The organism is Serratia sp. CoH_134_PS_4, from assembly GCF_058190535.1.
In genome coordinates this window covers 95181-120193 of record NZ_JBXWKI010000010.1, presented here as the reverse complement: position 1 = coordinate 120193, position 25013 = coordinate 95181, and the positions used below count along the sequence as shown (strand labels likewise).

The 25013-nt window shown below is 53.5% G+C and carries 21 protein-coding genes; 12 read left to right on the top strand and 9 right to left on the bottom strand.

The annotated features are described in order from the left end of the window. The first annotated feature begins 57 nt into the window (after nt 1-57). Nucleotides 58-498, top strand: coding sequence for an L-alanine exporter AlaE (locus tag AC2FCQ_RS16630; protein WP_209635060.1), 441 nt, complete (start codon nt 58-60; stop codon nt 496-498). Nucleotides 499-540: 42 nt separating this feature from the next. Here the strand turns inward: AC2FCQ_RS16630 and cra are convergent, their stop codons facing one another. From cra to leuO, 5 genes are all read right to left on the bottom strand, one after another. Beyond that, on the bottom strand, nt 541-1545 hold the full coding sequence (cra, locus tag AC2FCQ_RS16625) for a catabolite repressor/activator (protein ID WP_020825201.1): 1005 nt from the start codon (nt 1543-1545) through the stop codon (nt 541-543). Between the two features lie 340 nt (nt 1546-1885). After that, the gene (gene ilvN / locus AC2FCQ_RS16620; RefSeq protein ID WP_004950121.1) at nt 1886-2377 is read right to left on the bottom strand and encodes an acetolactate synthase small subunit; all 492 of its coding nucleotides are present in this window, start codon (nt 2375-2377) and stop codon (nt 1886-1888) included. Between the two features lie 2 nt (nt 2378-2379). After that, the gene (gene ilvI, locus AC2FCQ_RS16615) at nt 2380-4098 is read right to left on the bottom strand and encodes an acetolactate synthase 3 large subunit (protein ID WP_209635057.1); all 1719 of its coding nucleotides are present in this window, start codon (nt 4096-4098) and stop codon (nt 2380-2382) included. A 322-nt stretch (nt 4099-4420) separates the two neighbouring features. Continuing rightward, nucleotides 4421-6223 (bottom strand): AMP-dependent synthetase/ligase, encoded by a 1803-nt coding sequence (locus AC2FCQ_RS16610; protein ID WP_490308629.1) that lies wholly within the window; start codon nt 6221-6223, stop codon nt 4421-4423. Nucleotides 6224-6689: 466 nt separating this feature from the next. Continuing rightward, complete coding sequence (gene leuO / locus AC2FCQ_RS16605) at nt 6690-7637, bottom strand: transcriptional regulator LeuO (protein WP_490308631.1); 948 nt, start codon at nt 7635-7637, stop codon at nt 6690-6692. An 889-nt stretch (nt 7638-8526) separates the two neighbouring features. Between leuO and leuA the strand changes: the two genes are divergently transcribed. From leuA to leuD, 4 genes are read left to right on the top strand one after another with little or no spacing between them, the layout of a single operon-like run. Further along, nucleotides 8527-10101 (top strand): 2-isopropylmalate synthase, encoded by a 1575-nt coding sequence (leuA, locus tag AC2FCQ_RS16600; protein WP_209635051.1) that lies wholly within the window; start codon nt 8527-8529, stop codon nt 10099-10101. Between the two features lie 2 nt (nt 10102-10103). Further along, nucleotides 10104-11195 (top strand): 3-isopropylmalate dehydrogenase, encoded by a 1092-nt coding sequence (gene leuB / locus AC2FCQ_RS16595; protein ID WP_209635049.1) that lies wholly within the window; start codon nt 10104-10106, stop codon nt 11193-11195. A 1-nt stretch (nt 11196) separates the two neighbouring features. After that, a complete protein-coding gene (gene leuC, locus AC2FCQ_RS16590) occupies nt 11197-12597 on the top strand; it encodes a 3-isopropylmalate dehydratase large subunit (protein WP_265555791.1) in 1401 nt (466 codons plus the stop codon). Between the two features lie 9 nt (nt 12598-12606). Next, the gene (gene leuD, locus AC2FCQ_RS16585; protein ID WP_037420776.1) at nt 12607-13209 is read left to right on the top strand and encodes a 3-isopropylmalate dehydratase small subunit; all 603 of its coding nucleotides are present in this window, start codon (nt 12607-12609) and stop codon (nt 13207-13209) included. 110 nt (nt 13210-13319) lie between these two features. Here leuD and AC2FCQ_RS16580 read toward each other — a convergent pair whose 3' ends face one another. The 3 genes from AC2FCQ_RS16580 to sgrT all read right to left on the bottom strand — a co-directional run bounded on the left by AC2FCQ_RS16580 (nt 13320) and on the right by sgrT (nt 16473). Beyond that, complete coding sequence (locus AC2FCQ_RS16580; protein WP_209635043.1) at nt 13320-14792, bottom strand: DASS family sodium-coupled anion symporter; 1473 nt, start codon at nt 14790-14792, stop codon at nt 13320-13322. 142 nt (nt 14793-14934) lie between these two features. Continuing rightward, nucleotides 14935-16140 (bottom strand): sugar efflux transporter, encoded by a 1206-nt coding sequence (locus tag AC2FCQ_RS16575; RefSeq protein WP_209635041.1) that lies wholly within the window; start codon nt 16138-16140, stop codon nt 14935-14937. 159 nt (nt 16141-16299) lie between these two features. Beyond that, entirely contained in the window at nt 16300-16473 is a 174-nt protein-coding gene (sgrT, locus tag AC2FCQ_RS16570) for a glucose uptake inhibitor SgrT (RefSeq protein WP_209635039.1), read from the bottom strand. Nucleotides 16474-16563: 90 nt separating this feature from the next. Between sgrT and sgrR the strand changes: the two genes are divergently transcribed. The 7 genes from sgrR to ilvN (AC2FCQ_RS16535) all read left to right on the top strand — a co-directional run bounded on the left by sgrR (nt 16564) and on the right by ilvN (AC2FCQ_RS16535) (nt 24108). Next, on the top strand, nt 16564-18225 hold the full coding sequence (sgrR, locus tag AC2FCQ_RS16565; protein ID WP_490308633.1) for an HTH-type transcriptional regulator SgrR: 1662 nt from the start codon (nt 16564-16566) through the stop codon (nt 18223-18225). A gap of 317 nt (nt 18226-18542) precedes the next feature. Then, nucleotides 18543-19529, top strand: a complete 987-nt coding sequence (gene thiB, locus AC2FCQ_RS16560; RefSeq protein ID WP_490308634.1) for a thiamine ABC transporter substrate binding subunit — start codon at nt 18543-18545, stop codon at nt 19527-19529. Further along, nucleotides 19505-21112, top strand: a complete 1608-nt coding sequence (gene thiP, locus AC2FCQ_RS16555; protein ID WP_209635033.1) for a thiamine/thiamine pyrophosphate ABC transporter permease ThiP — start codon at nt 19505-19507, stop codon at nt 21110-21112. The genes thiB and thiP overlap by 25 nt, the downstream gene beginning before the upstream one ends. Next, nucleotides 21099-21803: a thiamine ABC transporter ATP-binding protein ThiQ gene (gene thiQ, locus AC2FCQ_RS16550; RefSeq protein ID WP_209635031.1), complete on the top strand. Its 705-nt coding sequence runs from the start codon at nt 21099-21101 to the stop codon at nt 21801-21803. Before thiP ends, thiQ begins: the two co-directional genes overlap by 14 nt. 88 nt (nt 21804-21891) lie before the next feature. Next, nucleotides 21892-22005, top strand: a complete 114-nt coding sequence (gene ivbL, locus AC2FCQ_RS16545; protein WP_218167600.1) for an ilvB operon leader peptide IvbL — start codon at nt 21892-21894, stop codon at nt 22003-22005. Nucleotides 22006-22116: 111 nt separating this feature from the next. After that, entirely contained in the window at nt 22117-23811 is a 1695-nt protein-coding gene (ilvB, locus tag AC2FCQ_RS16540) for an acetolactate synthase large subunit (protein WP_490308635.1), read from the top strand. A 3-nt stretch (nt 23812-23814) separates the two neighbouring features. Continuing rightward, the gene (gene ilvN, locus AC2FCQ_RS16535) at nt 23815-24108 is read left to right on the top strand and encodes an acetolactate synthase small subunit (RefSeq protein ID WP_037420755.1); all 294 of its coding nucleotides are present in this window, start codon (nt 23815-23817) and stop codon (nt 24106-24108) included. A 27-nt stretch (nt 24109-24135) separates the two neighbouring features. Here ilvN (AC2FCQ_RS16535) and AC2FCQ_RS16530 read toward each other — a convergent pair whose 3' ends face one another. After that, the gene (locus AC2FCQ_RS16530) at nt 24136-24906 is read right to left on the bottom strand and encodes a DedA family protein (protein ID WP_209635028.1); all 771 of its coding nucleotides are present in this window, start codon (nt 24904-24906) and stop codon (nt 24136-24138) included. Nucleotides 24907-25013: the final 107 nt, after the last annotated feature.

Sequence of the window (25013 nt, the reverse complement as noted above, 5' to 3'; positions counted from 1 at the left end):
ACAACTAAAAATTAAATAATTAACAGAACATTAACCAATAATCACGGAGAGTGCATTATGCTTTCGCCTGTCCCACATTGGCGTAGCGCCGCCGCCGATACCTTTGCACTGGTGGTGTACTGTTTCATTGCCGGTATGGCAATAGAAATTCTGGTATCCGGCATGAGTTTCCAGCAGTCGCTTTCATCTCGTTTGCTGTCGATCCCCGTCAATATCCTGATCGCCTGGCCTTATGGCCGCTATCGTGATGCCTTTATCGGCGTCGCCAAACGCCTTCGCGGCCATCCTTTTTTACTGCGCAACCTTGCCGACTTGCTGGCCTATGTCAGTTTCCAATCGCCGGTTTACGCGGCCATATTGTGGAGTGTGGGTGCCGACGGACAGCAAATCATGACGGCAGTAGCCAGCAACGCGGTGGTTTCAATGGCGATGGGCGTGGTGTATGGCTACTTTCTCGAATATTGCAGAAAGTTGTTCAGAGTGGCGGGGTACGTATAAAGGGATTCAGCAGGAGTGCGAAACAGCACTCCTGCCTGAAGATTATTTCCGGCTCAGGCTACCGCGGCGGAAAAGATTACGACGAATTCGCGTCAGACCTGGTTTAGGTTTACGTGGTTCATCCAGGCTGGCCAAGACCAGCTCCAGCACGCGTTCGGCCACATCCCGGTGCCGCTGCGCAACCGCCAAAACAGGGCATTCAAGGAAGTCCAACAGCTCATGATCGCCAAAGGTGGCGATGGCCAGATCGGTCGGCAAGCGGCCACGTTGTTTCAGCGTGACGTCCATCACCCCTTGCAACAAAGAGAATGAAGTGGTGAACAATGCTTGTGGCATTGGATGCGTTTTCAGCCATTCGGCAAACAATACCCCCGCAGCTTCACGTTCATAGCTGTTGGCATACAGATAATCAACATGCCGTTCGTCATCCTGCCAGGCCTGGCGGAAGCCTTGTTCACGCAGGAAGCTAACGGAAAGCTCCGGCAGCGCCCCCAAATACAGAACGGACTCTGCCGGGAAGGTACGCAGTTCCTGCGCCAACGCGAAAGAATCTTCTTGGTCAGCCCCGACGACGCTAATGAAGTGTTCGCGATCCAACGCTCGGTCCAAAGCGATAATCGGCAAGGGATCGTTAGCCCAACGCTGATAGAACGGATGCTCCGGTGGCAAGGCGGTGGAAACGATAAGCGCATCGACCTGACGTTGCAGCAGGTGCTCAATACAGCGCATTTCGTTATCCGGCTGATCTTCCGAACAGGCAATCAGCAACTGGTAGCCGCGTTGACGCGCCTGGCGCTCCAGATAGTTGGCAATCCGGGTATAGCTGGTATTTTCCAGATCCGGTATCACCAAACCGATTGAACGGGTCCGCCCAGCGCGTAATCCTGCCGCGACGGCATTTGGGTGATAGTTGTGCTCCCTGACCACGGCCATCACTTTTTCGACGGTTTTATCGCTGACACGATACTGCTTCGCCTTGCCGTTGATGACATAACTGGCCGTGGTGCGCGAAACGCCTGCGAGACGCGCGATTTCATCCAGTTTCACGTTAACCCCTTTTGACGCTAAAAATAGAAGTGAAAGCGATACCCGTCATACTTGAAACTGCCCCTGCGTTGACTACGCTCACTTATCCGAATCACTTACCACAGTAAGCTCATCGGGATGCGTTCCCTTGCCGCCTTGATGCAGCTCCAATTATCTTGAGTATATACTTGGATTAACCATCGCATCCTGTGCGGGTATTCAATCCAGCCTCTGCGATCTAACAGCAGAAAACACTGCTGAGCAACCGCTTTTGCCGAAAGGTGCCAGCAAACAGGCAAAAAACACCGAAAAACAAAGGGCGCAGCCCGTGCCGCGCCCCTAAATCCTACTACGTCGAACTTCAACGCATGATTTTGTCGCCACGCGACACGCCAACCACACCGGAGCGCGCCACCTCAACGATCTCGGCCACCTCACGCACCGCGTTAAGGAAAGCATCCAGCTTATCGCTGGTACCGGCCAACTGAACGGTGTAAAGCGTGGCGGTGACATCAACGATTTGGCCGCGGAAAATATCAGCGCAGCGCTTCACTTCTTCACGGCCATAACCGCTGGCTTGTAACTTCACCAACATGATTTCACGTTCAACGTGTGCACCCTGCACCAGTTCGCTAACGCGCAGCACGTCGACCAGCTTATGCAGTTGCTTTTCGATCTGCTCTAGCACTTTCTCATCACCGACGGTTTGAATCGTCATGCGTGAGAGCGTGGGATCGTCAGTCGGTGCAACCGTCAGGCTTTCGATGTTGTAACCACGCTGAGAAAACAACCCCACCACACGCGATAACGCACCAGACTCGTTTTCCAGCAATACAGATAAAATACGGCGCATGATCAGGTCCTCTCCGTTTTGCTTAACCACATTTCGTCCATGCTTCCACCACGAATCTGCATTGGATAGACATGTTCGGTTTCATCGACGGTCACATCGACAAATACCAGGCGTTCTTTTTCGGCCAGCGCCTGCGCCAGCTTGCTTTCCAGCTCATCCGGCGTACGAATGGCAATGCCTACGTGGCCGTACGCCTCTGCCAGCTTGACAAAGTCCGGCAGGGAATCCATATAAGATTGGGAGTGGCGGCCGGAGTAAATCATGTCTTGCCACTGTTTCACCATGCCCAGATAACGGTTGTTCAGGTTCACTACGATCACCGGCAGGTTGTATTGCAGTGCGGTGGACAGTTCCTGAATGTTCATCTGGATGCTGCCGTCGCCGGTCACGCACACCACAGTTTCGTCAGGCAACGCCAGCTTTACGCCCAGTGCCGCCGGCAGACCAAAGCCCATGGTGCCAAGCCCACCGGAGTTGATCCAACGACGCGGCTTATCGAATGGGTAGTAAAGTGCGGCGAACATCTGGTGCTGACCGACATCGGAGGTCACATAAGCGTCCCCTTTCGTCAGCCGGTGCAGGGTTTCGATCACTGCCTGCGGTTTAATGGTACCGCTGTTTTTGTCGTAGCCCAGACAGTCGCGCGCACGCCACTGCTCAATTGACTGCCACCAATCACGCAACGCGTCGTGATCCTGCGCTTTGTCTTCCTGCGCCAACAGCTCCAACATCTGGGTCAACACCTGTTTGGCATCGCCGACAATGGGAATATCGGCGTCAACCGTCTTGGATATTGACGTAGGGTCGATGTCGATGTGCAGTACGGTTGCGTCCGGACAGTATTTGGCCAGATTATTGGTAGTACGATCGTCAAAACGCACGCCGACGGCAAAGATCACGTCGGAATTGTGCATGGTTTTGTTGGCTTCATAAGTCCCGTGCATACCGAGCATGCCAACGCTCTGGCGATGCGTACCAGGAAACGCGCCCAACCCCATCAGGGTACAGGTGACCGGCAGACTCAGTTTTTCTGCCAGTTCCAACAGTTCTGCGTCGCAGGCGGAGTTGATCGCGCCACCACCGACATACATGACGGGTTTTTTGGCCGACAAAATGGTGTGCAATGCGCGTTTGATCTGCCCACGATGCCCCTGCACCGTTGGATTATAGGAACGCATACTCACTTCATCCGGGTAAGCATAAGGCATTCTCACCGCAGGGCCCACGATGTCCTTCGGCAGGTCAATCACGACGGGACCAGGACGGCCCGTAGAAGCCAGATAAAAAGCTTTCTTCAGTACGCCGGGAATATCTTCGGTGCGTTTCACCAAGAAGCTGTGCTTTACCACCGGACGGGAAATCCCGACCATGTCACATTCTTGGAAAGCATCGTAACCAATCAGTGAGCTGGGAACCTGGCCGGAAAGCACCACCATAGGGATAGAGTCCATATAGGCAGTCGCAATACCCGTGATCGCATTGGTTGCCCCGGGGCCGGACGTCACCAACACCACCCCCACTTCACCGGTCGCACGTGCATAGCCATCGGCCATATGCACGGCACCTTGCTCATGACGAACCAATATATGATCGATTCCTCCAACCGTATGCAGGGCGTCGTAAATATCGAGCACCGCCCCGCCGGGATAACCGAATACATGCTTAACGCCCTGATCAATCAACGATCGGACGACCATCTCGGCTCCTGACAACATCTCCATGGGTTTGCCTCCAGGCTAACTTATTCTTATCTGGCGCCGGAACGTGACGCCTGCTGTGGGGCAATACCCCAAAATTTTTATGGATTGACTATAACCCATTAACATAACGTCAGAATATGAGGCAGGCAAACGGCAAAATGACGCAACGAGTGAAGGGTTACTGCTACAGGCTGGGGATCGGGGAATTTACAGAAACAATGCACTAGCCACGGGCAAATCAAGCTAGGCATTGTTTCAGTCAGGCGAGGAATTACAGAACTATATCAGGCAAGGATTATGCTGTTTTTTTCGCCGAACAATCCGCCCGGCGACAATAGCGGATCTACTCCTGGTACATAGAATCGATTTCACGCTGATAGCGCTGTGAAATGACCTTGCGGCGCAGTTTCAGCGTTGGCGTCAATTCGCCCAACTCCATAGAGAAAGCGGCAGGCAACAAGGTAAACCTTTTTACCTGTTCAAAACGCGCCAGCTCTTTTTGCATCTCACGCAGGCGGCTTTCAAACATGTCCAGGATATGGCTATTGCGCAACAGCTCGATACGATCCTGATACTTCAGGTTGATGGACTTGGCGTACTCTTCCAGAGACTCAAAGCTGGGCACAATCAAAGCAGAAACAAATTTACGCGCATCGGCGATGATAGCCACCTGTTCGATAAAACGATCCTGTGCCAACGTGCCTTCCAGCATCTGCGGCGCAATATACTTACCGCCAGAGGTTTTCATCAGATCTTTAAGGCGCTCGGTAATGAACAGGTTACCGCCTTCATCAATGGCGCCGGCGTCACCCGTTTTCAGCCAACCGTCTTCAGTAAAGCTGTCAGCCGTTTCCAATGGTTTATTGAAATAACCACGCATCACTATTGGACCACGTACCTGGATTTCATTCTCCTGCCCAATACGCACTTCAATTCCCGGTAAGGGTTTACCAATTGAGCCAAAGCGGAAGTCACTTTCTTCCCAACAGGAAACGGTGGCGCACGTCTCAGTCATGCCATAACCGTACTTGATGTTAACGCCCATCGCCTGAAAGAACAGAATGACGTTGTCGTCAAGTTTGGCACCTGCCGCTGGCAAGAAACGCACCCGCCCGCCAAGAATGCCACGTAGCTTACTCAGCACTAGCTTATCGGCCCAGCGATGGGAAAGATCAAACAGCTTACCTAAAGGTTTACCGGCGCGTTCCTGCAAGAATTTGCGCTCACCGCAGACAATGGCCCAATGGAACAGCGCACGACGCAGCCAAGGCGCACGTGCCACCTTTTCATGCACTGCACTGAAGATTTTTTCATAGAAACGCGGCACGGCGCACATCAGTGTCGGACGCACCGACGCCATGGCTTCACGCACCCAGTCGGTATTGGGCAAAAATACGTTCTGGGCGCCGGAATGCATGATAAAAAAGCTCCAGGCGCGTTCAAACACATGTGACATTGGCAAGAAACTGAGAGAAACATCCTCTTCATTCACCGTCAGTCGCTCATCGTGCAGGTAAAGTTGCGCAGCCAGATTACGATAATCCAGCATGACCCCTTTTGGTTCACCGGTGGTGCCAGAGGTATAGATCAGTGTGAACAGATCGCCCAAATCGCAATCGGCGATACGCTGCTGCCGCTGCGATTCAACAGCGGCAAGGTCAGCTTCACGCTCGAAGGTACTCAGGTGCTGTGCAATTTCACAGCCGTGCAGATCGACAGCGTCATCAAACACAATAATGTGGCTTAGTTGCGGGCATACGCCACGCAATGCAATAGCGGCATCCAATTGGGCCTGCTCACCAACAAACAGAATGCGTACATCAGCATCATTGATGATAAAAGCCGCCTGAGCCGCCGTGTTAGTGGCATACAGCGGCACGCTAACGCCACGCAATTGCAGAATCGCCAAATCAACCAGTGACCAAGCCATGCAGTTGTTGGCAAAAATGGCGATACGTTCCTGTACGTCAATGCCCAATGCCAGTAACGCACTCGCGATGTGACTGATATGCGCGTCGACCTGTCGCCAGGTCAGCTGTGTCTCACCATCAGGTGACCATTGGCGAAAAGCTGTGCGATCGGCACGGTGGGAAACTTGATGCTGTATACGGTGAGTTAAATGGTATTGCAGCAGATTATTGATCATAGCGCTCTAAGCCTGAAATGAATCAAACAGTTAACCTTGGGCAGGACGACATATCCCGCATCTCAGCTTACACGTGTTTACTTTTTTTCGCGCAGTCTACCTACTCTCTGGCAGCGGGAAAAGAGATTTCAGCGTCGAAGTGTGCGCCAAAACCAAGATTAATTTCATCACGTCCATTCATTTGGACAGAAAGAAGGTTAAAAGGTTTGATTCAGGCTACGAAATGCATGTCAGGCAGCAGCACCTTACCAACAGGTAAAAACACCAATCGTAATTAAAATATCAGGATATAATTTCGCATTGAAAAACTTTGCTAAAACTATCGAAAAAATAAAGAAGTGGTTAATGAAAAAGACTTAACTCAAGATATATCTTAGATAAGCCCAAGGTAATTCCTAATAAACAAACAGCAAAAATTATTCCCCCAATCGGGAGATAGCCGCCTTAGGGGGTAATAACCCGTTACTTACTCAGTGGTCTCGGGCTGACTCAGCATGGATTTCAACCATTGATGCCCCTTATCGCGTTCGGCTGATTCATGCCAAGAAAGATAGCATGTTACTTTTTCCTCAATCCAAGGCAAGGGAATACATCTTAACTGTAATTTTTCGGCTTGCTGCTGAGCTAACCAAGCAGGAACAATAGCCACCATGTCTGTATTGGAGACAATGCTCAGTACACTATATAAGTCCGTACACTGCTGGGTGATGACACGCCGCATCGTTTCTTTTATATAGTAAGGTTTACTGAATGAATAGAACCCCTCAAGCGATACTACAGCGTGCTGTTCCGATAAAAGTTGTTCCTGTGTGATGTTAGCGTCAATTCTCGGATGTTTCTGGGCTAAGACTAACGTCAGCTCATCCTCAAAAAGCACAACATTGTTAAACTCTGTAGATTCAAAGTTTGCATAACCAATGACAAACTCCACATCCTGATAACGCAATTGGTTGTCAATGTTACTTGTTATATAAGAATTTATTTTCAAATGTATTTGCGGTGCCATTTCTTTCACGCGGTTGATTATTGCCGCCCCCAAACGCAAATCAAGCGGGCTGCACAATGCAACAGAGAAAATGCGCTCGCTGGTCACAGGCTCAAATTCCGCCCCTGGCAATTCATTTTGCACAAGCTGCAACGCCTGGCGCATCGGGCCAAACAGCTGTTTGGCACGCACTGTGGGCTGAATGCCGCGCCCACATCGCACAAAAAGCTCGTCATTAAACATCAGTTTCAAACGCGCGACAGCGTTACTCACCGCGGGTTGTGACATCCCCAAAAAGCTTGCCGCCCGCGTAATGTTCTGCATTTGCATAACCGCGTCAAACACCGTGAGCAGGTTCAGATCGACGCTACGCAGGTGTATTTCACTCACACATTGATCAATAACAACCTCTGAATTTAATTCCGACATATCTCACTCCACTAAGTCCTATTTAGATAACTCAAACGAATATAATCAAAACAATGATTGAAACATCACTCTCTGAATCACACACGAAAAGTTAGTTGCCCATCGCCTCTATTTAAAAAATGGCTTGAGCATCATCCCATATAAAAACGTGATTAAAGATTAAGTACTGACGTATATCTCGATTATTTTCTTGGTTGCAGACAGAAAATCCGCATTAGAAACCTAACAAACAGTCACAATATAACTCGCAGTTATAACATCACCTGACACATTCACCATTAACTGTTCATACCCCAAGAAAATAAAATACAAAAGCATAACCTGTCAAACATCTGATTCTTACCTATTGATAGCCAGATCGTCTAACACATTCACTGGAACAATAAAAAGCACAAACACATTGACAATAGGAATGCAAAAAATCAAAAACACTCTTTTAGTATCGCGAGAGCGATGGTTACGCACTTTCAATATTAACCAAATGTAAATCAGAAGCAATTACGACAATATATATTCAGTTAATTTATGCTAAGAGGCCCGCAAATCACTCATGATTTTTTCTCTGGCAACATCATTTTTTACCGAATTATCGTCTAAAGCGTTACGCCGTTAACCACGTATGTAAAGACTATCCCCATTTTCAATCAGGTGTTGACAGCGCCAAGCCAATAACGTATCAAATTAGACAACGACATTATTTTGAGAACGTGAACCGCTATGAACCGTACACATCGTCTACTAGGCCTACTACTTAACGCATCTTCTTTGCGCGGTATGCCAGTGGACGAAGTTCAGAGCTGATTCAGCCCACGACATAACAAACCCGCGCTACTGCGCGGGTTTTTTTTTACCCGCTTAGCGTGAAATAAACACGATAAGGAACGCCCTGATGAGCCAACAAGTCATTATTTTCGATACAACGCTGCGTGATGGTGAACAAGCGCTGCAAGCCAGTCTGAGCGTGAAAGAGAAGATTCAGATAGCGATGGCACTGGAAAGAATGGGGGTCGACGTCATGGAAGTCGGTTTCCCAGTCTCTTCACCGGGTGATTTCGAATCGGTGCAAACCATCGCCCGTCAGATCAAAAATAGCCGTGTGTGTGGATTGGCCCGATGCGTCGATAAAGATATCGACGTCGCGGCCGAAGCATTGCGTGTCGCCGAAGCCTTTCGTATTCACGTCTTCCTGGCCACCTCAACCCTGCACATCGAATCAAAGTTGAAGCGTTCGTTCGATGAAGTGCTGGAGATGGCGATTCGGTCAGTGAAACGTGCTCGCAATTACACAGACGACGTAGAGTTCTCTTGTGAAGATGCAGGCCGTACTCCCATCGATAATCTGTGCCGTGTGGTGGAAGCGGCGATTAATGCTGGCGCGACAACGATCAATATCCCGGATACCGTGGGTTACACCACGCCGAACCAGTTTGGCGGCATCATCAGCACCCTGTACAACCGCGTCCCCAATATCGATAAAGCCATTATTTCTGTCCATTGCCATGACGATTTGGGTATGGCAGTCGGCAACTCTATCGCCGCAGTGCAGGCAGGTGCGCGCCAGGTTGAAGGGACGTTGAACGGCATTGGTGAGCGTGCAGGCAACACCTCGTTGGAAGAAGTGATCATGGCGATCAAAGTGCGCCAGGACATCATGAACGTGCACACCAATATCAACCACCAGGAAATTTTCCGCACCAGTCAAATTGTCAGCCAGTTGTGTAACATGCCGATCCCGGCCAACAAGGCGATCGTGGGCTCCAATGCTTTCGCACACTCATCCGGTATCCACCAAGATGGTGTCCTGAAGAACCGTGAAAACTACGAAATCATGTCACCGCAGACCATTGGTCTGAAAGATGTGCAACTGAACCTGACCTCCCGTTCCGGCCGTGCTGCGGTAAAACACCGTATGGAAGAAATGGGCTATAAGGAACAGGACTATAACCTGGACAACCTGTACGCCGCATTCCTGAAGCTGGCCGACAAGAAAGGCCAAGTGTTCGATTACGATCTGGAGGCATTGGCCTTCATTAATAAGCAGCAAGAAGAGCCAGAGCATTTCAGCCTGGACTATTTCAGCGTCCAGTCAGGCAGCAGCATCATGGCGACCGCATCGGTGAAATTGATCTGTGGTGAAGAAGAAAAAGCCGAAGCGGCCACAGGCAACGGCCCGGTTGACGCAGTTTACCAAGCTATCAATCGCATTACCGGTTACCCAATCGAGTTGGTGAAATACCAGTTAACGGCCAAAGGTCAAGGCCGTGATGCACTGGGCCAGGTTGATATTGTCGTGTCCTACAACGGTCGTCGCTTCCACGGCGTGGGCCTTGCGACCGACATCGTGGAATCCTCAGCCAAGGCGATGGTTCACGTATTGAATAATATTTGGCGCTCTCAGCAGGTAGAAAAAGAAAAACAGCGTCTGCAGCAAAGCAAACATCAAAATAATCAGGAAACGGTGTGAACATGACGAAGACTTACCACATTGCCGTCTTACCCGGAGACGGAATCGGCCCAGAAGTAATGGCCCAGGCGCGTAAAGTGTTGGACGCAGTGCGTCAGCGCTTTGATATCCGCATCACCGAAGCCGAATATGACGTCGGTGGCATCGCCATCGACCGTCATGGCAGCCCACTGCCCCAGGCTACCCTTGCGGGTTGTGAGCAAGCCGATGCTATTCTGTTTGGCTCCGTGGGTGGCCCGAAATGGGAACACCTGCCCCCCGCCGAACAACCAGAACGCGGCGCGTTACTGCCACTGCGTAAGCACTTCAAGCTGTTTAGTAACCTGCGTCCCGCGCGTTTGTACCAAGGCTTAGAAGAATTCTGCCCACTGCGCGCCGACATCGCCGCCCGGGGATTCGATATTTTGTGCGTGCGCGAACTGACCGGCGGTATTTACTTTGGCCAGCCGAAAGGCCGTGAGGGCCAAGGCATGCAGGAACGTGCTTTCGACACTGAGGTCTATCACCGTTTCGAGATTGAACGCATTGCACGCATCGCCTTTGAATCCGCCCGTAAGCGTCGCAACAAAGTCACCTCTATCGACAAAGCCAACGTCCTGCAAAGCTCAATCCTGTGGCGGGAAGTGGTCAATCAGGTTGCTAAAGATTACCCGGACGTGTCGCTGTCGCACATGTACATCGACAACGCCACCATGCAGCTGATTAAAGATCCGTCCCAATTCGACGTGCTGCTGTGCTCCAACCTGTTCGGCGACATCCTGTCCGACGAATGCGCCATGATCACCGGTTCAATGGGCATGCTGCCATCCGCCAGCCTGAACGAGCAAGGTTTCGGTCTGTATGAGCCGGCTGGCGGTTCTGCGCCAGACATCGCGGGTAAAGGTATCGCTAACCCAATCGCTCAGATTCTGTCGGCCACCCTGCTGTTGCGATACAGCCTGGGTGCCGCCGACGCGGCTGATGCCGTAGAGCGCGCGATAAACCAGGCGCTGGAACAGGGCTACCGCACCGCCGATCTGGCCGGTACAGGTAACGCCATCAGCACCGATGAAATGGGCGACATCATCGCCCGCTTTGTAGCTCAGGGGGCATAACATGGCCAAGACCTTATATCAAAAGCTGTACGATGCCCACGTGGTGTACGAAGCCCCAAACGAAACGCCGCTGTTATACATCGACCGTCATTTGGTGCACGAAGTCACTTCGCCACAGGCGTTTGATGGCCTGCGCGCCATGGGCCGCAAAGTTCGTCAACCGGGCAAAACGTTCGCCACCATGGATCACAACGTCTCGACCCAAACCAAAGACATCAACGCCAGCGGCGAGATGGCACGAATTCAAATGCAGGAGCTGATCAAGAACTGTGCTGAATTCGGTGTCTCCCTGTACGATCTGAACCACCCGTTCCAGGGTATCGTGCACGTCATCGGCCCTGAACAGGGCATGACGCTGCCGGGCATGACCATCGTGTGCGGAGACTCCCACACCGCAACGCACGGCGCCTTTGGCTCGCTGGCATTCGGTATTGGCACCTCGGAAGTCGAACACGTACTTGCGACCCAGACCCTGAAACAGGGTCGCGCCAAGACGATGAAAATTGAAGTCGCCGGCGACGCTGCCGAAGGCATTACCGCCAAGGACATTGTGCTGGCGATCATCGGCAAAACTGGCAGCGCTGGCGGTACAGGTCACGTAGTGGAATTCTGCGGCAAAGCGATTGAAGCGCTGAGCATGGAAGGCCGCATGACCCTGTGCAACATGGCGATTGAAATGGGTGCCAAGGCCGGGCTGGTTGCACCGGACGACACCACCTTTGATTACCTGAAGGGCCGCCAGTTTGCGCCGACCGGCAGCAACTGGGAACAGGCTGTCGCTTACTGGCGTACGATGAAGTCCGATGATGACGCCAAATTCGATACCGTGGTGACCTTACGCGCAGAAGATATTGCGCCACAGGTCACCTGGGGTACTAACCCAGGTCAGGTGATCGCCGTCAATCAGGTGATCCCTGCACCGGAATCCTTTAGCGATCCTGTCGAACGAGCCTCTGCCGAGAAGGCACTGGCCTACATGGATCTCAAACCGGGTATCAAACTGACTGAAGTGCCGATCGACAAAGTGTTTATCGGTTCTTGCACCAATTCGCGCATCGAAGATCTGCGTGCCGCAGCGGCGATCGCCAAGGGACGCAAGGTTGCCAACGGCGTTCAAGCTATCGTGGTGCCCGGCTCCGGCCCAGTAAAGGCGCAGGCAGAGGCTGAAGGCTTGGATAAAATCTTTATTGAAGCCGGTTTTGAATGGCGTCTGCCGGGTTGCTCAATGTGCCTGGCAATGAACAACGACCGTCTGAACCCCGGCGAACGCTGTGCATCCACCAGCAACCGTAACTTTGAAGGGCGTCAGGGCCGTGGTGGCCGTACGCACCTGCTCAGCCCTGCTATGGCTGCTGCGGCTGCCGTTGCCGGTCATTTCGCCGATATCCGTGATATTCACTAAGGGGCTAACGTGTCTAAATTTACTCAGCATATCGGTTTAGTCGTCCCTCTGGACGCGGCTAACGTCGATACCGACGCCATCATCCCAAAACAGTTTTTACAGAAAGTCACGCGCACAGGTTTCGGCCAGCATCTGTTCAACGACTGGCGTTTTCTCGACGATGCCGGTCAACAACCGAACCCAGAGTTCGTGCTGAACAAACCGCGTTACAAGGGGGCCAGTATCCTGCTGGCGCGTGAAAACTTTGGCTGTGGCTCCTCACGTGAGCATGCGCCGTGGGCACTGACCGATTACGGTTTCAAAGTCGTGATTGCACCAAGCTTCGCTGATATCTTCTATGGCAACTCGTTCAATAACCAGTTGTTACCTGTCACACTGAGCGAACAAGAAGTCGATGAATTGTTCAAACTGGTGGCAGACAACGAAGGCGTCGAGTTCGTGGTCGATCTGGAAAATCAGACCGTCAACGCTGGCGGTAAAAGCTATCCGTTCGAGATTGACAGCTTCCGCCGCCACTGCATGATCAACGGGCTGGACAGTATTGGTTTGACGCTGCAACACGAAGCCGATATTTCCCGCTACGAAGCGCAGCAGCCTGCGTTTCTGAACTGATCATCGGCTAATACTCCCAATACGACAAGGGGCCCCCTGGAGCTGAGTAAACTCAGTGGCAGGGGCCCCTTACACAACCCAAACAGCAGCAGTTTCAAGTATGACGGGTATCACCAATAACCCAGCCACTTCCACCACGCCCCACCAATCAAAATCCAAATCAACAGGTTAACCACGCTCATCACCCAACCGGCTTTCCACCACTCCCCTAGCGTCACGTAGCCAGAGCCGAAAATAATCGGTGCTGTTCCCGTGCCATAGTGAGTCAGTGACATCATCAGTGAAGAAGAGAACGCCAGGATCAGTCCCAGCAATGCAGGCGGGGCACCCAGCGCAACCCCAGCAGCAAAGAACGCGGCGAACATGGCAGTGACGTGTGCGGTGGTGCTGGCGAAAAAGTAATGCGAGTACAGATAGATAATGGTCAGAAGTACCGTGCCACCGACCCAGCTCATGCCCATGTGATCGATACCGTTGCCCACCGTTTGCGACAGCCAACTGATCAATCCCAACTTACCAAGGAAACTGGCCATCATCACCAGCGCAGAGAACCACACGACGGTATCCCAAGCGCCCTTGTGTTTCAGCACGTCTTCCCAGCTCAACACCCCCGTAGCCAATAGCACCGCCAGACCAATCAGCGCCGCAGTGGTTGGGTTTACCGACAAGGCCGGTCCAAAGATCATCGCCGGGATACCTGCCCACATCACCAATAGCAAGGCAAATACCGCCAAGGTGATTTTCTCGGGTAATGTGATGTGTCCCAATGCCTGCAGTTTTTCACGGGCGAAAAGTGGTGCATCCGGGGTACTTTTCACGTCCGGTGGATACAACAGGTAAATCACCAATGGCATAACGATAAGCGAGCACAATCCCGGTACCAAAGCCGCAACAGCCCACATAGACCAGGAGAGTTCAAAGTTGCCATGGGTACCTTTGGCAATCAAACTGACGATCAAGGGGTTAGGTGCCGTAGCGGTAATAAACATCGCAGAAGTGATAGGGTTGATATTGTAATTTACCAATGACAGATAGCGGCCAATTTTACCGGAGGTATTCAACTCGGGTTTGGAGCCAAAGCTATCGGCGATCGATCTCATGATCGGGTGGATAATCCCGCCGCCACGGGCCGTATTGCTTGGCGTTACCGGTGCCAACGTGGTCTCAGCCAGCGTCAATGCATAGGCGATCCCCAGCGTCTTTTTGCCAAACAGCGAAATAAAGTAATAGCCAATACGTGCACCTAACCCGGTTTTGTTCAGGCTAAGAGAAATCATAATCGAGAAACCAATCAGCCAGATCAATTGGTTGGAAAATCCACTCAGCGCGTCATTCAGCGCCGCGCCTGGATTGCCGGGATGGGTAACGCCGGTCACGGCCACCAGCGCAATGGCCACCACTGAAACGGCACCGATCGGCATCGCTTTGCCGATGATGGCAATAATGGTGCCGATAAACAGCGCCAGCAAATGCCAGGCATTGGGCTCTACCCCATCAGGCACAGGGATCACAAACCAAATTAGCAAAGTCGCAGCGAGGGCACACAGAGAAGGGACAGGTTTGAGCGGTGTTAGTTTATCCATAACATACCCACTTTTCTAAACGGATCGGCATCTCAGCAACAAGATGGGCGGGAGCGCAGCAGTCACGCTCCGTGTTCCATTTAGCTTGGGGGGTTGGCGTCATGTTCTCAATGACATGCGTCAATGTTGCTGACGTTAAAACTCACACTTCCCGCACGCGAGCGCTCACCCATAACGCCACCACAGCCAGGACGGTCGCGAACCAATACACCGCATAATGGCCCAGATTTTCCACCAATGCCCCCTGCAGTACACCCGCCAAAATCACACCGGTAGAGATGCTGTTGGTAAACAACGTCGTCGCTGCTCCCGGCCGTCCCGGCATCAGGTCCTGGAAGTACAGCATGCCGATGCCAGCGATAATGCCAATAAATATGGCGTTGAATAGCTGTAGCACCATCAGTGCCAGCTTGAATTTAAACATCACCAACCCGGCATAAAACAAAATACCCGCTGCCACAGCAAACAGCATCATGTTGCGCTTGCCGAAGCGTTTGACGTAATAGCCAGCCAGCAGCATTGCCGGGATCTCCAACCCCGCCGCTGTCCCCATCAGCAGACCCGCCAGATTCTCCGGTAGCCCCAAATCCGCGGTAATGTAGAGCGGCATATCGATGATATACATCGTATTGCACGTCCACATCAGCATCGAGGCGATAAACAAGCGCCGCACATCAGGGTTACGCCAGGCACTCACGGGGGCAATAGGGGCAGAGGCCGTATTGGCAAGCGCATCGTCCTGTGCTTGCTGCCCAGCACGCGGCACTGATGGCAAGGTAAACCACACCAATAGTGCACAGACAGCAAAGGTTGTCGCCGCAATCACGAACATCACGGTAAATCCATAAGTCAGCGCCAGCGTAAACGACAGCGGCGGACCAATCACCCATGCCAGCGACAATTGCGCACGCATCACCGAGCTGAACATCACGACTTCACGCGCCGAGCTGTCAGCATATTCTCGCGCCAGCGCGAAAATTTGCGGCATCGCCGTATTGGCAATAGCCGACAACAGCACACCGGCGGTAATCAGCGTCAAATAGTCACGATTGAAGGCAAACAGCAGACAGTTGCCGATCGCCATAACACAGCACATCAGAATCAACTTACGCCGGTCACCCTGCGTATCCGAACGCTTGGCCAACAGAAAACTGACGGCAATACCGACAATGGCATTAACGGTGTAGAACAGGCCAACCCATAACGGTCGCACCTTAACTTCAGTGGTCAGGAACAGGCTCAGCGTCGGCGCCAAGAGTGCCCCGGCAATGCCGGAAAGAAACGCGATCAGCAAGAAAGCGGCAAAGACAGGATTAAAGCGGCGTGGCAGCCAGCGCTGGCGTTTCATATCATCGTTCCCTGGCCCTAAAGCGGAAGACAGAACCTTAGGCTACGGGAGAAAAATTGCAAGAGCATCCCCATGGCCCACAATAAAAAAACCAGTGGGTATGACCCCACTGGCTGGTGAACAACACCATTACTCAGAAACACTTTCATTACCGGAGCCTCAGAGGTGCTCGCGGTATTGCTTGTCCGTCATGCTCTTAATGTCCCACTGGGTCAGGTGGGCCAACATGTCCAATCGTGCCTGTTCAGGCACCAGGCCCAGCCAGTCGGCGTGCTGCCGGCGTACCGCACTGAAGTAGCGCTGATAGAACTGTTTTGACAAGAAAACTTTCATCCGTCGCCCTCCCCCTTTCATTGAGGAAAATTATCGGCGTAATATAGGGAAAGATAAATTGATGAGTTGATGCCGGAGCGTTCCTCTTTTATGTCCACCTCCAGATTGCAACAGCAGTTCATTCGCCTGTGGCAACGCTGCCATGGCGAGCCGACAGAGACCACGCTGCAAGAACTGGCCGACGCGCTCACCTGCTCACGTCGTCACGTGCGTTCGCTACTTGGGGCCATGCAGCAGCAAGGCTGGCTGACCTGGCAAGCGGAATCGGGGCGCGGCAAACGTTCGCGGCTCACCTTCCACTATACTGGCCTGGCATTGCAGCAGCAGCGGGCGGAAGACCTGTTGGAACAAGACCGCATCGATCAACTGGTGCAATTGGTCGGCGATAAAAATGTGGTGCGACAGATGCTCCTCTCGCAACTGGGGCGCAGCTTTCGTCAGGGTAAACACATTCTGCGTGTGCTCTACTATCGCCAGTTGTACAACCTGTTGCCCGGTTCGGCGTTACGACGTTCGGAAACCCATTTGGCACGGCAGATTTTCAGCGGACTGACGCGTATAAATGAGGAAAACGGGGAACTAGAATCAGATCTCGCGCATCATTGGCAAGCGTTAACACCGCTGCACTGGCGTTTTTATCTACGTCCGGCGATCCATTTTCACCATGGGCGTGAACTGGAAATGGAGGATGTCATCAGCACGCTCAGTCGGTTGACACCACAGCCCCTGTTTTCCCATATCGAGCGAGTGACGTCACCGACGCCATACGTGATTGACGTGCACCTGCTCAGCCCCGACTACTGGCTCCCCTGGTTGCTGGGCTCTGTGCACGCCATGATCCTCCCGCGTGAGTGGCAGAGTCTGCCAGAGTTCTCACGCCATCCAATCGGCACTGGGCCGTACAGTGTGGAAAGGAACCACCGCAGTCAGATGAAAATTCACGCCTTCGACGATTACTTTGGTTACCGGGCACTGATCGATGAGGTAAATATCTGGGTATTGCCGGAAGTGACAGAAGAACTGGTACATTCAGGCGTACAACTGCAAGCTGACGATACCGGCAAAAATGAGCTGGAAAGCCGATTGGAAGAAGGCTGCTATTTCCTGTTGTTCGATCAACGTTCCCCATTGGCGGCAGATCCGGCCATTCGCAGTTGGCTGTGTGAGTTGATTAACCCCATTTCACTGCTGAGCAACGCCGGGCCTATCTACCAACGCTATTGGTCTCCCGCCTATGGCATTCTGCCGCGCTGGCATCATAACCGTGCGCTGGCCCTGCAACCCAAACCACCTGGATTAACCGAACTGACGCTGACCTTCTACAGCGAACACTCGGAATTCCACGCCATTCAACAGGCGATCGAACCTTTGCTGGCGCAGCAGGGTATCAAGCTGAAGATTCAGAGCGTCGAGTACGACACCTGGCACAAAGGCGATGCGATCAGCGATGTGTGGCTAGGCAGCGCCAACTTCTATCTGCCGCTGGAATTCTCACTGTTCGCCACGCTGTATGAGTTGCCGCTAATGCAGCACTGCATGAATGAAGATCTCGCAGAGGATGCGATGCTATGGCGCGCCAATGCCTTACCGCTGGCCGATTTTGGTCAACGCCTGGTCAGCAGTCATCAGTTGCATCCGCTGTTCCACCACTGGCTACAGCTGCACGGTCAACGGAGTATGCGCGGCGTGCGGATGAACACCCTCGGCTGGTTTGATTTTAAATCCGCGTGGTTTGCGCCACCGGAAGCATAAGCATCTTTCACCAGCGCGCGTTAGTCTTTACAATGGCGCCGTCTCAACGGGGTGCAAAAAACGAATTATTGCTGAGATATACCCAAAATAATTGGAGTTGCAGGTAGGCGGCAAACGAGCGAATCCCCAAGAACATAGAATTCCTATGTGACTGGGGGGAGAGAGAAGCCAACACCGCTGCAACGTCAAGTATGAAGGGTATAAACCCGTCGAACCTGATCCGGTCAATACCGGCGGAGGGATTTGAGCCTAGCGAACCGGCAGCCGCCATTCGCCCCCTCAGATACCTTTGCCCCCTAAATGTTCAGGAGTGCAAAGTGGTCAAAAAAAGCCTGCCCTTATTACTGTTGTTGAGCGCCGCACCGGTGTTCGCCAAACCCACGCTGACGGTCTATACCTATGATTCTTTCGCTGCCGACTGGGGCCCTGGCCCGGCAGTCAAAAAGGCCTTTGAGGCCCAGTGCGACTGTGAGCTGAAATTCGTTGCCCTGGAAGACGGTGTCTCACTGCTTAACCGTTTACGCATGGAAGGCAAAAACAGTGCCGCCGACGTGGTTCTGGGATTGGACAACAACCTGCTGCAGGCCGCGCAACAAACCGGTTTATTCGCGCCAAGCGGCGTTAACAGCGCAACCTTGAGTGTGCCTGGCGGCTGGCAGGATAAAACCTTCGTGCCTTACGACTACGGTTACTTTGCCTTTGTTTACAATAAAGAAAAACTGAAGAACCCACCCACAAGCCTGCGAGAACTGGTCGACAGCGATCAAAAATGGAAAGTGATTTACGAAGATCCGCGCACCAGTACTCCGGGCCTGGGCCTGCTGCTGTGGATGCAGAAAGTCTATGGTGACAAAGCCCCCGAAGCTTGGCAGAAACTGGCGAAAAAAACCGTCACCGTGACAAAGGGCTGGAGTGAAGCTTACGGTTTGTTCCTGAAAGGTGAAGGCGATCTGGTGCTCAGCTACACCACCTCCCCGGCCTATCATCTTATTGAAGAGAAGAAAGACAGCTACGCTGCGGCCAATTTTAGCGAAGGCCACTATCTGCAAGTCGAAGTGGCGGGCAAACTCAAAGCCAGCAAACAACCGGCGCTGGCCGAGCGCTTTATGCAATTTATGGTCACTCCGGCGTTCCAGAACACCATTCCAACAGGCAACTGGATGTACCCGGTGATAAAAACCCAATTACCCGCAGGTTTTGAGCAAATGACCGTACCGCAGACAGCGCTGCAATACAGTGCAGAAGACGTGGCTAAACAACGCGGCAACTGGATCCGAGCATGGCAAACCGCCGTCAGCCACTGATCCCGCATTGGCTATGGCCGGGGCTACTGGCCGCAGGTCTGATCCTGACCATCGCCGTATTGGCGATGGGTTCTCTGTGGCGACACGCGCCGGAAAGCGACTGGCGCGGCCTGTGGCAAGACAGCTACCTGTGGCATGTGGTCCGTTTCACCTTCTGGCAGGCGTTGCTGTCTGCACTGATTTCGGTGCTGCCCGCAATCCTATTGGCACGTGCGCTATACCGCCGCCGTTTTCCTGGTCGTCAACTGCTGCTGCGGTTGTGTGCCATGACGCTGGTGCTGCCCGTACTGGTAGCCGTATTCGGCTTGCTCAGTGTGTATGGCCGACAAGGCTGGTTGGCCGCGCTATGCGGCTGGCTCGGCATTGACTACAGTTTCTCCCCTTACGGCCTGCAGGGCATCCTGTTAGCCCACATGTTCTTCAACCTGCCTTTAGCGACCCGGCTACTGTTACAGGCACTGGAAAACATTCCGGTCGAGCAACGCCAACTGGCGGCCCAGCTTGGCATGAGCGGTTGGCAGCAATTCCGCTTTGTCGAGTGGCCAGCGCTGCGTCGTCAAATTCTGCCGAGCGGTGCGCTGATCTTTATGTTGTGCTTCGCCAGCTTCGCCACCGTGCTATCACTGGGAGGCGGGCCGCAAGCCACCACCATCGAACTGGCTATCTATCAGGCACTCAGTTATGACTACGATCTCAGCCGTGCAGCACTGCTGGCTCTTATCCAACTGGCATGCTGTCTGGGCCTGGTGGTGCTCAGTCAGCGTTTGAGTCAGGCGCTGCCCGTTGGCAGCACCCATGCCCACCGTTGGCGCAATCCGGAAGATAGCCTGTGGCGCCGCACCAGTGATGTTCTGCTGATTACCGCCGCGCTGCTGTTGCTGTTACCCCCGCTGCTGGCCGTCATTGCCGACGGGGCCAATCAAACACTGGTCAGCGTTCTACAACAACAGGTGCTCTGGCAGGCGTTGTTCACCTCGCTACGCATCGCGCTCGGTGCAGGCGCACTCTGTGTCATGCTGACGATGATGCTGTTGTGGAGTAGCCGTGAATTAAAGCTGCAACAGCGATTACGCTTTGGCCATACGTTGGAACTGAGCGGCATGGTGATCCTGGCAATGCCGGGTATCGTGCTGGCTACCGGCTTCTTCTTGTTGTTAAGCGATACCCTGGGGCTACCGCAATCGCCCTATGCGCTGGTTATCCTCACCAATGCGTTGATGGCAGTGCCTTATGCGTTGAAAGTGCTGGAAAACCCCATGCGCGACCTCGCTGAACGTTACAACCCGCTGTGTTTGTCACTGGATATCCACGGTTGGCAACGGCTACGCTGGATCGAACTCAAAGCATTACGCAGCCCACTGGCACAGGCGTTAGCCTTCGCCTGCGTATTGTCACTCGGGGATTTTGGCGTGGTGGCCCTGTTCGGCAACGAGCACTTCCGTACGCTACCTTTTTACCTGTATCAACAGATTGGCGCCTATCGCAGTAATGACGGCGCGGTCACCGCACTGTTGCTGCTACTGTTGTGCTTCCTACTGTTTACCTTGATCGAACGTTTACCAGGCCGCCATGATAGATCTTGAAAAACTGACCTACCTATATGAACACCTGCCCATGCGCTTTGATCTGCGCATTGAGCCGGGCGAACGTGTCGCGGTGCTTGGCCCCAGCGGGGCAGGAAAAAGCACGCTTCTTAGCCTGATCGCCGGGTTCCTGTCTGCCACCAGCGGCAAGCTGCGGCTCAATGGCAGCGACCACACCACTACGCCACCGGCTAAACGCCCCGTCTCTATGCTGTTTCAGGAAAATAACCTGTTCGCCCATTTGACGGTGGCACAGAACATCGGATTAGGTCTGGATCCCGGATTGCGGCTGAAGGAAGAACAGAAGCAACAGTTGGCACACATCGCGCGACAAGTGGGATTGGAAGAACATTTGACGCGCCTGCCGTCACAGCTATCCGGTGGCCAGCGCCAGCGTGCAGCCTTGGCCCGCTGCCTGATCCGTCAACAGCCTATCCTGTTGCTCGACGAGCCTTTCTCAGCGCTCGATCCCGCACTGCGCAATGAAATGTTGCAGCTACTGCAGGAGGTTTGCGACCAGCGCTCCCTGACATTGCTGATGGTTTCCCACAATCTGGATGATGCCGCGCGGATCGCGCCGCGCACCTTACTCGTGGTCGACGGCCGCATTTATTATGACGGCCCGACGCTGGCACTACTGGACGGCAGCGCCCCAGAGGCCAAGGTACTCGGCATCGCGAACAAAGCGTGATCTGACGCGCGTTTTTTATGCTGTGAAAATAAACCTGTTGTGCGAATTTTGCGCCTGTGGTTTTATAAAAACCTGACTTTTTTTACTGATGATAAGGTTCCCTGTGATCGCATCCTCGCTGACTTCGACCCTACTAATTACCGCGCTACCAGCCGCGGTGGTCGTCGTGCGTGTGGTGGTGGTCGTCGGCAATGCGCCGTAGGGTCCGAATCAACGCATCGATTCCCAAACCCCGCCGGCGCAAACCGGGCGGGGTTTTTAGTTTTAGCCCCCTGCCCAGAAAAGCGAACCGGCCTTGAGAAAGGATAGGAACATGGCAATTTCGGGCACGCCACATCAAGGTAACCGCTTCACCGGCGCACAGCTGATCGTTCATCTGCTGGAACGGCAGGGTATTACCACCGTCGCCGGCATTCCCGGTGGTGCAGCACTGCCACTGTATGATGCACTGGGCCAAAGCACTCGCATTCACCACGTACTGGCACGCCACGAACAGGGCGCAGGCTTTATGGCACAAGGCATGGCGCGTGCTAACGGCAAAGCGGCGGTGTGCATCGCCTCTAGCGGACCGGGTGCAACCAACCTGGTCACCGCCATCGCCGACGCCAAGCTCGATTCCATTCCGCTGGTATGTATCACCGGCCAAGTGCCTTCCTCGATGATTGGCACCGACGCTTTCCAGGAAGTGGATACCTACGGCATCTCGATCCCTATCACCAAGCACAACCATTTGGTACGCGATATCCGCGAATTGCCGCAAGTGATCTGCGATGCATTCCGTATCGCAGAGTCCGGTCGCCCAGGCCCAGTGTGGATCGACGTGCCTAAAGACGTACAAACTGCGGTTATCGATTTGGATGAGTTGCCCCCGATCGCCATTCCCGATGCGGCTCCCGCCTTTGAAGCCTCCGCGGTGGCTGAGGCGGCGACAATGATCAACCAGGCCAAGCGCCCGGTGCTGTATCTGGGTGGCGGTATCATCTGCGCCAATGCCTACCAACAGGCGGTTGAATTGGCCGAACGCGCCAACTTGCCCACCACCATGACGCTGATGGCACTCGGCGCCATGCCGGTTCAGCATCCGCTGTCGCTGGGTATGCTGGGGATGCATGCGGCACGTAGCACTAACTTTATACTGCAAGAAGCCGATCTGCTGATCGTACTGGGCGCCCGCTTTGACGATCGGGCGATTGGTAAAACCGAACAGTTTTGCCCGAACGCCAGCATCATCCATGTGGATATCGACCGTGCCGAACTGGGTAAGGTGAAACAGGCCAATATTGCCATTCATGCCGACGTTGGTCAGGTGTTGCAGCAACTGTTACCACTGATTGAGGCACAGCCACGCAGTGAATGGCTGGACACCGTCAACGGCCTGAAGCGCGAGTTCCCGTTCAGTATGCCGAACGCCGAAGACCCGCTGAGCCATTACGGGCTGGTGCTCGCTGCCGCACGCTGTGTAGATGACAGCGCCATTATCACCACCGACGTGGGCCAGCATCAGATGTGGGTAGCACAAGCCTATCCGCTGAGCCGTCCGCGCCAGTGGCTGACCTCTGGTGGACTCGGGACCATGGGCTTTGGCCTACCAGCCGCAATTGGCGCCGCGTTGGCAGAACCACAGCGTAAAGTGCTGTGCTTTTCCGGTGACGGTAGCCTGATGATGAACATTCAGGAAATGGCTACTGCCGTCGAACACAATCTGGACGTGAAAATTATCCTGATGAACAACCAGGCGTTGGGGCTGGTACATCAACAGCAAACCCTGTTTTATCAACAGCGCATTTTTGCCGCCGCCTACCCCAAGCGCACCGACTTTATCAAGATTGCTGCCGGTTTCGGGTTGGACACCTGCGATTTAAACGCCGCGGAAGATCCACAGGCAGCTCTCGCAGAAGCGCTCCAGCGCCCAGGGCCTTGTCTGATCCACGCGCTGATCGATATCAATGAAAAAGTCTTCCCGATGGTGCCGCCGGGTGCCGCTAATATCGACATGATTGGAGAATAAGCCATGTCAGAACAATACAATAACCCGCAGGTGATCCTGGAACTGACGGTTCGTAACCATCCCGGCGTGATGTCGCATGTGTGCGGTCTGTTCGCCCGCCGCGCCTTTAACGTGGAAGGCATTCTGTGTCTGCCGCTGAAAGACGGTAAACAGAGCCGCATCTGGCTATTGGTGGCGGACGATCAACGACTGATGCAGATGATAAGTCAGGTAGAGAAACTCGAAGATGTATTGCAAGTAAAACGCCACAGCGAGGACGTGCGGGTGTTCGAACAGTTAGAGGCATTCTTCCAGTAATGTACAAAGGGGCGTTACGCCCCCTTGTTATTGTCCTGCTAATACCTTCCACAAGAGGTGCCGATAAACCGGCATCAGTGGTTGCAGGGACAGATAATAAAAGGTGCCGAGCGCCAGGATCCAACTCAGCACGCAGGCCATCCGCAGTCGCACCGGCGACAGCCAGTTGCTCAAGCGGTCGGCGCTGCGCTTGCCTTCACGCCACCAACGCCAGCTCAGCCAGACGGCAAGCCAAACCAGCATCACCACCGCAAACAGCAACCATTTGAATAACGCACTGTTGGCGCTGGCAGGAATGTCGATCGCCACGCCGGCCAGAATACCCGGGAAAAAATAGACCGGTGGCCAGGTGATGCAGCCGATAATGTTCGGCAATGCGAATTTGTACGGCGGTAAATCCAGCATCCCGGCGACCATCGGCACCAGTGGACGCGTCGGGCCAATAAAACGGCCAATCAGAATGGTCGCCATACTGTGCTGATGTAGCGCATGCTCGGTTTTGTCGAGCATCGCCTTGTTCTTTTTCAGGAATGACCACCGGTGCAACGGCCCCTTGAAGGCACGACCGATAAAGTAAGAGATCCAGTCGCCCAGCAAGCAACCGGCAATGCCCGCCGCCCAGGCGTAATAGAAGTCAACCTGACCACTGCCAATCAAGGCGCCGATACTGGCCATCATCACCGTGCCGGGCAACAACAACCCAACCAACGCCAACGACTCCAAAAACGCGACAAGCATGACGACCATCAGAGTGAAAGCCAAAGACTGGGTAATTAAATGCTGTAAATAGGCTTCCATTAAACCTCTGCTGGTTATCCAAAGCGCGTGGGCGTGGGATTGTCAGGTGCAGCCGGGAACGAGTCAACCGGTGAATTGTAGGGTTTTTTGGCAGGACTGCACGGCAA

Excerpts from the sequence above, each read along its gene's own strand:
- sgrT (WP_209635039.1), bottom strand. The coding sequence starts at position 16,473 with ATGAAAGTTTTCTTGTCAAAACAGTTCTATCAGCGCTACTTCAGTGCG.
- leuO (WP_490308631.1), bottom strand. The coding sequence starts at position 7,637 with ATGTCGGAATTAAATTCAGAGGTTGTTATTGATCAATGTGTGAGTGAA.
- ilvI (WP_209635057.1), bottom strand. The coding sequence starts at position 4,098 with ATGGAGATGTTGTCAGGAGCCGAGATGGTCGTCCGATCGTTGATTGAT.
- sgrR (WP_490308633.1), top strand. The coding sequence starts at position 16,564 with ATGTCCACCTCCAGATTGCAACAGCAGTTCATTCGCCTGTGGCAACGC.
- ilvN (WP_037420755.1), top strand. The coding sequence starts at position 23,815 with ATGTCAGAACAATACAATAACCCGCAGGTGATCCTGGAACTGACGGTT.
- thiQ (WP_209635031.1), top strand. The coding sequence starts at position 21,099 with ATGATAGATCTTGAAAAACTGACCTACCTATATGAACACCTGCCCATG.
- ivbL (WP_218167600.1), top strand. The coding sequence starts at position 21,892 with ATGATAAGGTTCCCTGTGATCGCATCCTCGCTGACTTCGACCCTACTA.
- AC2FCQ_RS16575 (WP_209635041.1), bottom strand. The coding sequence starts at position 16,140 with ATGAAACGCCAGCGCTGGCTGCCACGCCGCTTTAATCCTGTCTTTGCC.
- ilvB (WP_490308635.1), top strand. The coding sequence starts at position 22,117 with ATGGCAATTTCGGGCACGCCACATCAAGGTAACCGCTTCACCGGCGCA.
- thiP (WP_209635033.1), top strand. The coding sequence starts at position 19,505 with ATGGCAAACCGCCGTCAGCCACTGATCCCGCATTGGCTATGGCCGGGG.
- AC2FCQ_RS16610 (WP_490308629.1), bottom strand. The coding sequence starts at position 6,223 with ATGATCAATAATCTGCTGCAATACCATTTAACTCACCGTATACAGCAT.
- ilvN (WP_004950121.1), bottom strand. The coding sequence starts at position 2,377 with ATGCGCCGTATTTTATCTGTATTGCTGGAAAACGAGTCTGGTGCGTTA.
- AC2FCQ_RS16580 (WP_209635043.1), bottom strand. The coding sequence starts at position 14,792 with ATGGATAAACTAACACCGCTCAAACCTGTCCCTTCTCTGTGTGCCCTC.
- leuA (WP_209635051.1), top strand. The coding sequence starts at position 8,527 with ATGAGCCAACAAGTCATTATTTTCGATACAACGCTGCGTGATGGTGAA.
- leuC (WP_265555791.1), top strand. The coding sequence starts at position 11,197 with ATGGCCAAGACCTTATATCAAAAGCTGTACGATGCCCACGTGGTGTAC.
- AC2FCQ_RS16630 (WP_209635060.1), top strand. The coding sequence starts at position 58 with ATGCTTTCGCCTGTCCCACATTGGCGTAGCGCCGCCGCCGATACCTTT.
- leuB (WP_209635049.1), top strand. The coding sequence starts at position 10,104 with ATGACGAAGACTTACCACATTGCCGTCTTACCCGGAGACGGAATCGGC.
- AC2FCQ_RS16530 (WP_209635028.1), bottom strand. The coding sequence starts at position 24,906 with ATGGAAGCCTATTTACAGCATTTAATTACCCAGTCTTTGGCTTTCACT.